Annotated in this window: 11 protein-coding genes; 7 read left to right on the top strand and 4 right to left on the bottom strand. The window is 55.2% G+C overall.

Annotation, left to right across the window (positions count from 1 at the left end):
- Nucleotides 1–30 precede the first annotated feature (30 nt).
- The gene (locus ACR0K5_RS10810; RefSeq protein WP_480629686.1) at nt 31–1002 is read right to left on the bottom strand and encodes an ABC transporter substrate-binding protein; all 972 of its coding nucleotides are present in this window, start codon (nt 1000–1002) and stop codon (nt 31–33) included.
- A 36-nt stretch (nt 1003–1038) separates the two neighbouring features.
- Nucleotides 1039–3258 carry a DUF1989 domain-containing protein gene (locus ACR0K5_RS10805; protein WP_480629685.1) on the bottom strand — a complete coding sequence of 740 codons (2220 nt, stop codon included), beginning with the start codon at nt 3256–3258 and terminating at the stop codon, nt 1039–1041.
- A gap of 198 nt (nt 3259–3456) precedes the next feature.
- Between ACR0K5_RS10805 and ACR0K5_RS10800 the strand changes: the two genes are divergently transcribed.
- A complete protein-coding gene (locus tag ACR0K5_RS10800) occupies nt 3457–4497 on the top strand; it encodes a LacI family DNA-binding transcriptional regulator (RefSeq protein WP_480629684.1) in 1041 nt (346 codons plus the stop codon).
- A 366-nt stretch (nt 4498–4863) separates the two neighbouring features.
- Complete coding sequence (locus ACR0K5_RS10795; RefSeq protein WP_480629683.1) at nt 4864–6033, top strand: cupin domain-containing protein; 1170 nt, start codon at nt 4864–4866, stop codon at nt 6031–6033.
- Between the two features lie 28 nt (nt 6034–6061).
- Here the strand turns inward: ACR0K5_RS10795 and ACR0K5_RS10790 are convergent, their stop codons facing one another.
- The gene (locus tag ACR0K5_RS10790) at nt 6062–6952 is read right to left on the bottom strand and encodes a DMT family transporter (RefSeq protein WP_480629682.1); all 891 of its coding nucleotides are present in this window, start codon (nt 6950–6952) and stop codon (nt 6062–6064) included.
- Between the two features lie 142 nt (nt 6953–7094).
- Here ACR0K5_RS10790 and ACR0K5_RS10785 point away from each other — a divergent pair, with 142 nt between their 5' ends.
- Both ACR0K5_RS10785 and ACR0K5_RS10780 read left to right on the top strand, forming a co-directional pair.
- Complete coding sequence (locus ACR0K5_RS10785; RefSeq protein WP_480629681.1) at nt 7095–7883, top strand: class I SAM-dependent methyltransferase; 789 nt, start codon at nt 7095–7097, stop codon at nt 7881–7883.
- Nucleotides 7829–8296 (top strand): transposase, encoded by a 468-nt coding sequence (locus ACR0K5_RS10780; RefSeq protein WP_480629795.1) that lies wholly within the window; start codon nt 7829–7831, stop codon nt 8294–8296. The genes ACR0K5_RS10785 and ACR0K5_RS10780 overlap by 55 nt, the downstream gene beginning before the upstream one ends.
- A 683-nt stretch (nt 8297–8979) precedes the next feature.
- Here the strand turns inward: ACR0K5_RS10780 and ACR0K5_RS10775 are convergent.
- On the bottom strand, nt 8980–10020 hold the full coding sequence (locus ACR0K5_RS10775; RefSeq protein ID WP_480629680.1) for a zinc ABC transporter substrate-binding protein: 1041 nt from the start codon (nt 10018–10020) through the stop codon (nt 8980–8982).
- Between the two features lie 57 nt (nt 10021–10077).
- Here ACR0K5_RS10775 and ACR0K5_RS10770 point away from each other — a divergent pair, with 57 nt between their 5' ends.
- From ACR0K5_RS10770 to ACR0K5_RS10760, 3 genes are read left to right on the top strand one after another with little or no spacing between them, the layout of a single operon-like run.
- Entirely contained in the window at nt 10078–10590 is a 513-nt protein-coding gene (locus ACR0K5_RS10770; RefSeq protein WP_480629679.1) for a transcriptional repressor, read from the top strand.
- A gap of 2 nt (nt 10591–10592) precedes the next feature.
- Nucleotides 10593–11333 carry a metal ABC transporter ATP-binding protein gene (locus ACR0K5_RS10765; protein WP_480629678.1) on the top strand — a complete coding sequence of 247 codons (741 nt, stop codon included), beginning with the start codon at nt 10593–10595 and terminating at the stop codon, nt 11331–11333.
- On the top strand, nt 11333–12130 hold the full coding sequence (locus ACR0K5_RS10760; protein ID WP_480629677.1) for a metal ABC transporter permease: 798 nt from the start codon (nt 11333–11335) through the stop codon (nt 12128–12130). The genes ACR0K5_RS10765 and ACR0K5_RS10760 overlap by 1 nt, the downstream gene beginning before the upstream one ends.
- The last annotated feature ends 115 nt before the right edge of the window (nt 12131–12245 follow it).

Here is a 12245-nt window from a genome sequence, read left to right as displayed (position 1 = left end):
CCCCGGAAACCGGCCGGGGGCCAATTGGTGTCAGTTGGTTTTCAAGCCAAGCCAGCCGTCGATCATATCGCCGTTCGCGGCAATCCACTCGGCGACGACCTCATCTGTGTCGCGTCCCTTGACCACGACTTCGTAGGTCAGGCCGCTGAGTTGATCAGCATCCATGTTGATGTTGCTCAGGAAGGACGCCGCGGCCGGATTGCGCTGCTCCAATGACTTGGAATGGGCAACAGTCACAGTTTTTACAGGCTCGCCTGTGCTGACATGCGAATTGTTATACCAATCTGCGTCCTGATCTGGCTGTACCATTTTGTATGTAGCCGCATCATGCTCGGGCTCTTCCAGGATCGTCACGTCATAGAGCGCGTGCACATAATGCGGCGCGTAGCAGTAGAAAGCAGCACCTTTTTTCTGGTCGATCTGATCTTTGAGACGCGAATAGAAGACGGTCTCATCCTCGGTTGTGGGCGTCAGGAAAGTTTCGATGCCATAGTCGCGCACGCGAACCTTGAAGGTGTTGGTCGAGGCCCAACCCGACGCGCCGACCCAAACTTCGCCCATTCCGTCGCTGTCCGAGTCGAACAACTCCTGAGCCATTGGCGTGGCCAGATCGTAGATTGATTTGATGTTGTGATCTTCGACCATGTAGTTTGGAACACAAATCCCTGCGCGGCCCTCGTAGTTGCCGGAAGACAGCGCAACAGTGCCTTTCTGATCGACATATTCGTCGGTGAATGAGGATTGGTTCGGCAACCAGACATCAGGGTGCACGTCTATGTCGCCGCGCCCGCCGTCCATTGCGGCAAAAATCACGGCGTTGGCCCCCGGGGCATACCCGACTTCACCGCCCAGGCGTGTTTCGATGACCTGACCGATGACCCGGCTCATGATTTTGGCACCGGGCCAGCTGGGTTCGCCCACCATGACCTTGTCTTGTGCCAACGCCGAAGTAGAACCTAAGGCGAGGGCCAATGTTGCCGTCAGTGCTGTCAGTTTCTTCATACCAAATTCTCCCGTTGCATTGTGATGGTTACGCCATCAGGCGCGCGCCCGCGTGCGTTGCGGGTCTATGAATGGAATGTCCGATACCGTTGCCCCCAGGCGCTTCATTCGCCCGTCGAGTTGGCCAACCTCCAGTCGGGCCCCGTTCTCTGCGTGTTCGACCGACAACCGCGCCATGGCGATTGCGTGTTCCAACATCGGTGAGCGGGTGGCCGAAGTGACCACGCCCACCTGCCGTTCGCCTGCAAAAACAGGGGCGCCGTGGGCAGGCACATCATCGCAGCCGATCAACATCCCTTTGAGCGCGCGACGCGGCTCTCGCGCGTTTCTTTCAAGCGCGGCTTTGCCAGTAAAACTGTCTTTGTTGAGATCCACCGCAAAGCCTAGCCCAGCCTCGAACGCGTCAACACCTGGTGCAAACTCGGCATTTGCCGCGGCCAACCCGGCTTCGATCCTGATGATGTCCAGCGCCGCCGAGCCCATGGGAGTGAGTTCAAACTCTTCTCCCGCCTCCATAACCGCATCCCAGATCGCAATCGCATCGGATTTCGAGCAGAAGATTTCGTAACCCAGCTCTCCGGTATAACCCGAGCGCGAGAGCATGAACGGCGCGCCATCCCGATCATTCAATCGCGCAATTGTCACCCCGAACCATTTCAGGTCCTCCAGCGACGGCACATGCGGTTGCGTGAAGGCGATCTTGCGAAGAAGGTCCCGCGATTTTGGCCCCTGAATGGCGAGGTTCGGCATAGCGTTCTGCATTGCGTGCACCCGAACCTGCAGGCCCAGATCCGTAGCCAACGCATGCAGCGTGCGACCGCTTTCCTCGGAGCCGCAGCACCAGCGGAAAATCTCGGGAGCAAGCCGGAAAAGAGTGCCATCATCAACGACCGACCCGCTTTCGTCGCACATCAACGTGTAAGATCCGCGCCAGACCGGCAATTTGGCGACGTTTCGTGTTGTTGCCTGCTGCAGCAGTTTCGCGGCATCCGGACCGACGATATCGAATTTGCGCAGCCCGCTCATGTCCTGCACCGTCACTGCTTCGCGACATGCCCAGTACTCGCCCAACGTGCCATGCGCGGGAAAGCTGACCGGTGCCCATAGATCACGTGCAGGCGCGAACTGTTGGGTCAGAGGGGCAAGCCGGTCATGAAATGCGGATTCCTGACTGATCGACATCGGGGCATCTTCCTTTTCACGATAGGCAACCGCTCGGCGGATCGGCGTTTCCGGGCGGTAGATGCGAACATGCACATCCGTCGGGTTCCAGCCATTGATCGGGTCAATGTCGTCCGGACAGGCGGTCGAAACGCACACCAGATCTTCCATCGCGCGCATCGCGACATAGTCACCGGGGCGGGAAAAGGACTCTTCGGTCAGGATGTGATGCGTCGCCGGATCAATCCACGTGTTCCAGAAGAAATTGATTGCAGGCCAGGCCGACCGGCGCGCAACACCATAAGGCGCCAGCGCGTTCGACATGTTGTCGGAACAGTTGACGTGACCGGGAAAGCCGCGCTCTTCATAACCTCGGGCGGTGCAGGCCAGACCGAACGTGTCGTGTCGTCCGCAAGTGTCCTGCACAACATTGAGAAGCGGGCGCATCTCTCGATCATAAAACTTGTCCAGCAACCCGGGGCCGGGATAGGCGCGTCGCACCATCGAGCGGGTCGCTGTCGAGTCGATCATCCATTCGGCCCCACGGTCCAGCCCGTCGGAACGAAGCGCCATGAAGTCAGAGCATTGCTGCCCTTCCACGTCGATGATTTGAACGAATTCACCAGCTTTCAACTCGTATGCGCTCCCCGTCCCGCGCGGCACTGTGAATTCGTCCCGCGTGTCGCCTAAAAGCGGCGGCAGCAAAGGTCCGCTTGAAACTTCAATCTTATGAGAAACTGCGACACAGCCAGCTCCGGTTCCTTCAATCAATCCAAAAATAGAAGTTGGCCGGATCAGCCAAACTGTAATCCGCTCGTCAGTGCGCAAAACCAGCGGCTCTGTAGAGGTGATTACCCTGGAGCGCGGAATTTCTTGTGCCGGATTTCCGCCATTTGCACCAATCCAACCGGTGATTGGTTCGCTGTTGAACTCGTTGCGATCAACTGTTCCGTTTGCCTCTAAGCCCAGATGAGCGAGCGTTGGCTTTCCGTTGCGAAATGCAACAACGTCCAGAGGATGAGACTGCGATGTTGCTTCCAACGATAGCAGGTCACCTGCGTCCATCTCCACGCGGATCGCTTCGCGCGATCCCAAGATATATTTTCGAACACCCGATGCCTTCGGAAATCCCGGGAATCTGCGCCCCGGGCTAACGAACCCGGAATTCGAGAACTCGTGTAAGACGGCCGAACCTTGCATGTCGTTGTTAGATTCTCAGTTATGAAACTAGTTACAGAGGTTGATGAAACTAGTTACATATGTCAACACTTTCGTTGAAAACCGGCAAAACGGATGCAGGATCAGGTGACACAAAAAGACCCGGCGTTGAAAAAACGCGCAAATCTCAGAGATGTCGCAAAAGCTGCGGGCGTGTCAGTCGCTACGGTGTCCCGTGTCCTGAACGAACCCGGCATAGTGAAAAAGGACACTCTGGAGAAAGTTCAGAAAGCAATTGCGGATCTTCGATTCGTCCCCAGTGCAGCTGCCAGGGCTATTAACTCGGGCCGTACGCGTTTCGTAGGCGCGCTGGTCCCGACATTGGACAACGCCATTTTCGCTCGGTTTCTTGCCGCGTTGGAACGAAAGCTCTCTGAAGATGGGCTTTCATTGATCGTGTCCACAACTGAGTCCGATCCGGCGGTTGAAGCCATCAAGGCGAAGGGGCTTGTCGATATTGGGGCAGAGGGCTTGATCGTTACCGGCGCGACACATTCCGATGAGTTCCATGAACTTATAGAACGTACGATGATCCCCACCATCATCACATCCTACTTTGATGGCACCAATCCTCTGCCGACGATCGGGTACGACAACAAAGCCGCCGCGCAATTGGCTTTGCAGCACCTCATTGAACTTGGGCATCGGCAGATCACCGTCGTACACGGACCGGTTCACAATAATGACCGGACGCTGGCCAGGCTTTGCGGGCTGCGCTCGGTGCATTGGGAGGGTCAATTTACGACTGTAGAGACTGACATCAGCCTTCGCGGCGGAGCGGAAGCGGCTGTACGCATCGCAGGCAATTCGGCCAAGACTGACGCCATACTGTGTCTTTCAGACGTCGTGGCGTTAGGGGTTTTGTTCGGCTTGCAGTCGAAAGGGATAAGCGTCCCAGAAGAAATTTCACTAATGGGCTTGGATGATCTACCAAGCTCTGCCGTTGCTGTACCATCATTAACAACAGTTCACCTTCCGGTTTCCCGCATGGGCGAAAGGGCAGCCGTCGCGTTGGCGCGGTGGATTTCTACTCAGGAGAGACCGGAGGCTGAAATGCTAGAGGCAAAATTGATCGAAAGAAACTCAACTATTCGAAACGAAACACTAAAGAAATAGTTCTTTCCTTTGATAATCTAATGAGGATTCACCAGTGGCCGTCCCTTGCAAAGTGTCGAATGCCTGAATTGGGCTAGCAGTGGTCATTTACGCGACGTGCATTGACCGGCCAAACGAACCCTACTACCCATCTGATCACTTCACACTAGCCAACGTCCTGTGTGAATTCGCTGCGATTGTATCAATGGCCGCTTTGCCGAACGAAGCATAGATCAAGGCGTAGCTTAAGCTCAGGCAACACTGAGTTTGTTTGATGCCCAAGGTGCCCACCATTCAAACATGTAAGAACGAACGTGACCTGATTTAGAGAACCAATCGCACCGTGTTACTCTTTTGGTGTCTTTTCCCGAATATCAGGAGGCCAGCATGGCCAATTCATCCAGGCGAGAATTTTTCAAAACGGCGGCAGCGGCAGGTTTGGGCGGAACAGCTGCCGTGCAAGCTTCGGCCGCAGAATTTCCATCCGGCCCATTTTGGAACAACGTACCTGACCCGGAGCTTTCCAAGCAGGAACTCCCGACCTTCAAGTTTGAACTGGAAAAAACCAAAGGGCGTGAAGATGGTGGCAGTTTCGGGAAAGAAGCAACCGTGCGACAGCTTCCGGTTTCAAAGGGAATTGCCGGCGTCTCAATGAAACTTGAACCGGGTGTCGCCCGAGAGCTGCACTGGCATGCCACTGCTGCGGAATGGGCGTTTGTCATGGAGGGTCGCTGTCGGACAACAGTCATCAATCCGGCGGGTAAATCCGAAACGAACGACTTTGAGCCTGGCGATGTGTGGTATTTCCCACGCGGCTACGGACATTCCATACAATGTCTGGGCAACCAGCCCTGCCATTTCATTCTGATATTCGACAATGGGTACTTCTCAGAATTTGGTACATTCAGCATCACAGACTGGATTGGCCACGCGCCGAAAGACCTGCTGTCAAAGTCCCTGGGCCTGCCCGCCGCGGCGTTTGACTCCTTTCCCAAAAGCGAGGTCTATTTCGTACACGGTGAACCGCCCCCCGAAACGCCAGAACTGCCTCATCAGGGCCACTTGGCAACACCTCGGAGTACGCATAAATACAGGCTTCTCGAACAGGGGCCGAACTCTTCATTCGCGGGTGGCCGTGAATGGCTGGTCAGCCAATCGGAGTTTCCCATCTCCACCACAGTTACGGGCGTGGTGCTGGAGCTTGAGCCAAACGGAATGCGTGAATTTCACTGGCACCCGAATGCAGATGAATGGCAATACGTAATGAACGGCAGTATCGGCATTTCAATATTTGGTGCCAATGGCCGTTTCGCCACAGAATCTCTGAACAAGGGGGATGTCGGATATATTCCACAGGGCTATGGGCATTCAATTGCAAATGTCGGTGACGAAAAAGCCCGAATACTAATCGCGTTTAACACCGGAGAATATCAGGCAATTGACCTTTCAGAATGGATTGCAGGCAATCCGGACTACCTGCTTGCTGCGCATTTTGATCAGAAACAGGACGTGGTCGAAATGTTCCCGAAGCAGGACGTTTTCATCGCGCCAAGGTAATCACCAGGCACGCCGACGCGGTTCCTCCCTACGATTTGAACTTGCCGATGAACAGTGCGGCAATGATCAGACCAAGTGCGAGGATATCATTCGCCTGCAATCGTTCGCCAAGAAACGCGATGCCGATGAAAACGCCAACCAACGTGATCAGATAACCGGAAAGGGCGGTAAAGGTCGGGCCGGTTCGACCAACCATATATATGAACAGAACATAGGCAATGCCGCCACAAAAGATGCCCAGTCCCAGAAGCGCAGTTGTGCTTTGCCATGTCGGGTCCGGCTTCCATGCGGAACTGAGGATCAACGCCAAAGCCACCAGTGCCGCGGATGCGATCATAAAGACATTTCGCATCGCCAGAACGGGAGGCACATTCGACAGGTGTTTCATCATGATCAGGCTTGCCGAGAAACTTAATGCCCCGCCCAGGATCGCCAACTCGCCAATTATGTTTGCCAGCCAGCTGCCTTTGATACTTGGAACGATCAGAACCAGAATACCTATAAAGCCGACAATGACACTCAGCGCAGCGATCAAACTCCAATGCTCGTCTTTCACAAAAAACGGGGCCAGTATCAGGGTAAAGATGGGCACGGTCGCAAGAAGGATGGCGGCAATACTGCTGTCGACATGTTGCTGCCCCCAGGGGATCAGAAAACAGGGCAATACCGCCTCGGCGATTGCGATGGCGCAGTAAAGCGACCAGGGCTGCCTACCAACCTTTGTCGAAGACCTTGCAGAGCGCCCGTACATCACAGCTGCGATGATCGTCAGAGTGAAAAAGCCGATCAGCACTCGCCCGGTCGCAACCACTAAGGGCGAAAAACTTCGAATGGCCAATTCGTTCAAAACAAACTGAGACCCCCAAATCAGGCTGATCCCAACCAACAAAAGATAGTCGAGTGCAACTGGTCTATTCATGACGAATGTGCTTTCCCGAACAACCGGATCACCGCAAAAATATGAGGTTAGCCGACCCCACCATAACTCGGAACGCTGTGCCTGCGAGTATTAAAATCCGAGAAACTGGTGTAATTTTGGGGACAGAAAAGGGAGGCACCGGATGTACGAGGATCTCTTACCACATACATTGCCTACAGAAGCAGAGCGGCTTGATCGCATGGCCCATGCGCACGACCCTGATACCTTCGCGACCATCAATAGGCTTAACCTTCCTAAGAATGCAAACTGTCTTGATATAGGTGCCGGGCGCGGAAGCGTCGCAATCTGGCTGGCACAGACATTGCCGGGCGCCGACGTGATCGCCAGCGATCTGGACCTGTCGTCTGTCAAGGAAAACACCCTATCCAACCTGTCCCTGAAAAAGATCGATCTGCGATGCGATGACCTTGGATCCGAGGTGTATGATCTGGTTCACTGCCGTGCGGTGTTGTGCTTTTTACCGACCCGAACAGAGGTATTGTCAGCTATCCTGAAGTCACTCAAACCCGGTGGCGCATTTGTTGCAACTGAAATGGACTTTGGGCGAATTGCTTCCGGCCCCAGCCGTTTTTGGGCAATGTTCTGGACCGCTTATCTCGAGTTTGCAGCATCTCAGGGGTGGGATCTTGAGTTTGGCGCAAAATTGCCGGGCTATCTTGCCAAGACCGGCTTTACTGAAGTTGATGCGCGGCACGTTCAACCCATTCTGAATCACTCCGGTAACACCGCCGGAGCCGCCGAAGCCGAGACCTGGTCATTAACATTGGCAACATTAGCGCCTCAGTTGATCGGTGGCGGCTTTATGACCAAAGGCATGCTGACCGACGCACTTTCGATCATTCGTAACCCCGAAGCCTGGACCGCCGGGCCCGGCTTTATGGTTGCCAGCGCTCGACGGCTAGTCGTCTAACCGGAACAATTTGCCCTCGGCAAGAAACACTTATGGAAGTCTATTTTGCCATGAATAAACACCATTCGCACAATGTGCTGCAGGCGGTGCTTGCACTGCGCCAACCGCCCAAAGGACGCATTCACCATACTGACCTCGGTAGCCAATACTGTTCCCACGATAATCAGAAACTTTTGCGCCAGCATGGCTTCCAAGTATCGATGAGCGGCATAGGCACCTGCTATGATAACTCTGCCGTCGAGACCTTCTTCAAAACCATCAAGGCCGAACTGATCTGGCGCAGGTCGTGGCAAACGCGACGGGACGTTGAACGCGCAATCTTCCAGTACATAAACGGCTTCTGCAGTTCGCGCCAAAGGTACTCAACTCCGGGCTGGAAAAGCCTTGCCGCATTCGAACGGAAAGTGGCCTGAACGAACACTCGGGGCGGCACTCAAATGCGACTGGTCCATGCCCTTTCCAAATGGAAAGTAAGCGTTGCATCCGCTCCCCGGATGTACTGTCCGCTGTCAGGAGTTTTAGGACAGAAGGCGGCCTGAGCAAATAGAGGACCTGGCTCAACTGATCGGTTCGATTATGGGGTGGATTTGCAGTGAAGCAAGCGCCTGGTTTCGATTGCCTTCTGTTTGGTTCTTTCGCGTTGTTTCAGAATGGTCTGCCCACGCCCGAAGCAGATATCAGCCGGTGTGAGGTATTGTAGGTATTCTTGGCGGCGCCTGTGATTGTAGTGCCCGCCGAAGGCGTCGATCTAACGTTGGAAGACGCCACGCAAATAGGAGTTTTGCAATAAGATGCGGTTCTTGAGAGTTCGATGTCAGCACTCGATCCTGTCTTGGGCCTGCTGGTAACATGGCGCACCTCGGATATGATCCGTTTGTTGATCTCTCAGCCAGTCTGCAAGCTCACCGAAGTAGAAATTGCATCGACGTGCTCTGCTACCGTCCCAAATACCAAGTTTTATTCGGGACGGTGACCCATTACAAAGGAGATACATGTCCGTTTCGATGGTGCTGATCAACCTGCCGAAACGAGATAACCACGGTGCTGAGGACTTCTGACAAGATCATCAAAAGCAAAACCGGACTGATCGGGCCGTTCAAAGACACTCTGCCAGAGTTTTCGCCATATTGAGAATGATATGTGAGTAGAGATCCGCCCCGGGTTCCAGTTCGGAGCCTAACGGGTCGATTACGCCGGTATTGGCTTCTGTTCCGTCCAGCACTGTATTCACGATGCCAGGGTTGAACTGTGGCTCAGCCAGGACGCAGCTGATACCTTCTTCGCGGATACGACCCTGTATTTCAGCAATGCGAGCCGGGCTTGGGTCTGAGGCATCGGCGATTGAAATCGCACCGGCAGCAGGGAAGTCAAATGCATCTTCGAAATACTGGTAGGCGTCGTGGAAAACGATAAAGCTTCCACCGCGAACCGGTTCAAGCGTCTCTGCCACTTGCGCAGAAAGCACGTCCATCTCCTCGCGTGCGGCTGCGGCATTCGCAAAATATGCGCCTGCATTGTCCGGATCGGTCGACGACAACTGCGCGGCGATCAGGTTCAGCCAGGTTTCAGCATTTGCCGGTGAAAGCCAAGCATGTGGGTCGTGCTCGCCGTGCGCGTGATCGTGATCATGCTCGTCTTCATGCGCACGCTCATCATCGTGATCTTCGTGGTCCGCATGATCGTGGTCATCGTCCTTCGCATGATCGTCGTGGTCATGCCCGTCATCTTCGGCATGCTCATCATCATGATCGTCTTCGTTCTCATGATCATGGGCCTCGAACAGAGCGCTTTCACGGAAATCAAGAAGAACTGTACCATCGGAGTCCAGCAAGGACGTGACGGTCGCTCTGTCTGCAAGGGTCTCGACTGCGCTTTCCATCCACGGTGTCAGGTCTTCTCCCATCCAGAACACCAGATCGGCATCCTGCAATGCCGCCGCCTCGGACGGGCGCAGGTTGTATTCATGAGGGGAGGCACCCGGTGTCACGATCAAGGCAGGCGAGCCGACGCCCTCCATGACACGAGCGACGAGCGAATGGATTGGCGCGATGTCGACCGCGACGTTTGGAACTTCTGCGAGGGCTGTGCCACCCATCAATGCAACCGTGATCGAAACTGGAAGGAGCTTTCTGGACATCAGAACCTCTGTGTGATTTTATAACGTTACGAGTGGCAATATATGATATGAAATAACATGACAAGTGATGCGCATCCTGTCCCTGCCGGTGAAACGGCCCCAGTCGGGTTTCAGGAACATGACCACCAGACTTGCGTCAAAACGGCCTTGGTATCCGCCGAGGCGCGGTGCAAGGAAGAGGGGCTGCGTCTGACGCCGGTCCGGCGCAAGGTTCTGGAGATGTTGCTGCAAGAGCATCGGGCCCTTGGCGCGTATTCGATCCTGGACCGCTTGCGTGAGGAAGGATTTGGATCTCAGCCTCCGGTCGCTTATCGGGCGCTCGATTTCCTTGTTCAAAACGGGTTCGTTCACAAAATCGAGCGACTGAATGCATTCGTGGCCTGTTCTCATCCCGGCGCGTCCCATTCTCCGGCTTTTATGATTTGCAGGAAGTGTGATGCCGTTGCCGAGGCGCAGTCTGCGCCGGCCAAGGGCGTTCTGGGGGCCGCCGCGCGCGCAGCGGGTTTCGAGATTGAGCGAACGGTTGTAGAAGCCGAAGGTCTCTGCCCCGACTGCACCGAAAAGGCCTGAAAATGACACTCGTCTCTGTCGAGAATCTTAGTGTGCGATATGGCGCTAATACTGTTCTGCGTCACGTGGATATGGCTGTCGAACCAGGTGAGATCGTCACCATCGTCGGACCGAACGGTTCGGGTAAAACCAGCCTTCTAAGAGCCATCATTGGTGCAACCAGGCCAAGTGCCGGGCAGGTGTCTCTGAAACCCGGTTTAAAGATCGGGTATGTGCCACAAAAATTGCATGTCGATCCCACGTTGCCAATCTCTGTCGAAAGGTTCATGCGCCTGACGGACCGCGTGTCACGCCATCAATGCGTCGAGGCGCTTGAAACGGCGGGCGTTCCGGATCTGTTGAAACGTCAGATGTCGCAATTGTCGGGCGGGCAGTTTCAGCGGGTGTTGTTGGCACGGGCGCTGATCAACCAACCTGACGTCCTGCTTCTGGATGAGGCAACCCAGGGGCTGGACCAGCGCGGTTCGGCGAGTTTCTATCAGCAGATCGAGGCCGTGCGCCGCGAAACCGGATGCGCCATCCTGATGATCAGCCATGAGTTGCACGTGGTCATGAGCGCCTCGGACCGGGTTATCTGTCTAAACGGGCATGTCTGCTGCGAGGGGTCGCCAGCGGTGGTCGCCTCGGCACCGGAATACCGGGCCTTGTTCGGAACGGGAACAGGTGGTGCGCTTGCGCTTTACCGGCACGAGCATGATCACCATCACGACCATGATGCAAACCCTCAGGAAGCGGCGGAGTAATGCTTGACGATTTTATGATGCGGGCAACCCTCGCCGGTATTGGCGTCGCTTTTGCGGCTGCCCCTCTTGGATGTTTTGTGGTGTGGCGTCGTATGGCCTATTTTGGTGACGCAACCGCACATGCTGCAATTCTGGGTGTGGCGCTGTCACTGACATTTCAGATGTCGATCTTCACGGGTGCGCTTGCCGTTGCCCTGATTATGGCGCTGACGGTCACCTTGTTGACTGGCCGTGGCTATGCGATGGATACGCTTCTGGGGGTTTTGGCGCATTCCGCTTTGGCCTTCGGTCTTGTTGCTGTCTCGTTTTTGTCTGGTGTTCGCATCGATCTGATGGCGTATCTGTTTGGGGATATTCTTGCAGTGTCCCGTTCGGACCTGCTTGTGATCTGGGGCGGCGCCGCGCTTGTTGTGGCGCTGATTGCCTGGCGATGGTCTCAGCTATTGACAGCGACACTGAACGAGGAGCTGGCCTATGCCAGTGGGTTCGACCCCAAGCGAGAGCAGTTGATCCTGACGCTGTCTCTGGCCGTAACCGTGGCTGTTGCGATCAAGGTCGTGGGTGTATTGCTGATTGCAGCGATGCTGATAATTCCCGCGGCGGCTGCGCGTAATCTGGCCCGGTCACCGGAATCCATGGCTTTGATAGCTGCGGGAATTGGTGTGTTTTCGGCAATCGCAGGGTTAAGAGCGGCTTACGTGTTCGATACTCCTGCAGGGCCTTCGATTGTCTGCGTGGCCGCAGTTTTGTTCGCCTGCCTCAGCCTTGTCGGATGGCGGACGCAGGGAAGGGCTTAATTGGCCCGTTTTAAGGGCGACCGCCGCATACTGTGCCCGGATAGGTTCTGAGGTTTGCCGATATCTGCGCGGAAATCACAAAAAAGGCCCGCAGTTCAGATGCGGGCCTTTGTTA

This window comes from Ruegeria sp. AB9, assembly GCF_056542585.1.
Note: the sequence above shows the minus strand (reverse complement) of the source record. Positions and strands in the feature narration are given on the sequence as shown.

Coding starts and splice junctions, on each gene's coding strand:
- ACR0K5_RS10810 (WP_480629686.1), bottom strand. CDS start 1,002: ATGAAGAAACTGACAGCACTGACGGCAACATTGGCCCTCGCCTTAGGT.
- ACR0K5_RS10800 (WP_480629684.1), top strand. CDS start 3,457: ATGCAGGATCAGGTGACACAAAAAGACCCGGCGTTGAAAAAACGCGCA.
- ACR0K5_RS10795 (WP_480629683.1), top strand. CDS start 4,864: ATGGCCAATTCATCCAGGCGAGAATTTTTCAAAACGGCGGCAGCGGCA.
- ACR0K5_RS10790 (WP_480629682.1), bottom strand. CDS start 6,952: ATGAATAGACCAGTTGCACTCGACTATCTTTTGTTGGTTGGGATCAGC.
- ACR0K5_RS10785 (WP_480629681.1), top strand. CDS start 7,095: ATGTACGAGGATCTCTTACCACATACATTGCCTACAGAAGCAGAGCGG.
- ACR0K5_RS10775 (WP_480629680.1), bottom strand. CDS start 10,020: ATGTCCAGAAAGCTCCTTCCAGTTTCGATCACGGTTGCATTGATGGGT.
- ACR0K5_RS10770 (WP_480629679.1), top strand. CDS start 10,078: ATGACAAGTGATGCGCATCCTGTCCCTGCCGGTGAAACGGCCCCAGTC.
- ACR0K5_RS10765 (WP_480629678.1), top strand. CDS start 10,593: ATGACACTCGTCTCTGTCGAGAATCTTAGTGTGCGATATGGCGCTAAT.
- ACR0K5_RS10760 (WP_480629677.1), top strand. CDS start 11,333: ATGCTTGACGATTTTATGATGCGGGCAACCCTCGCCGGTATTGGCGTC.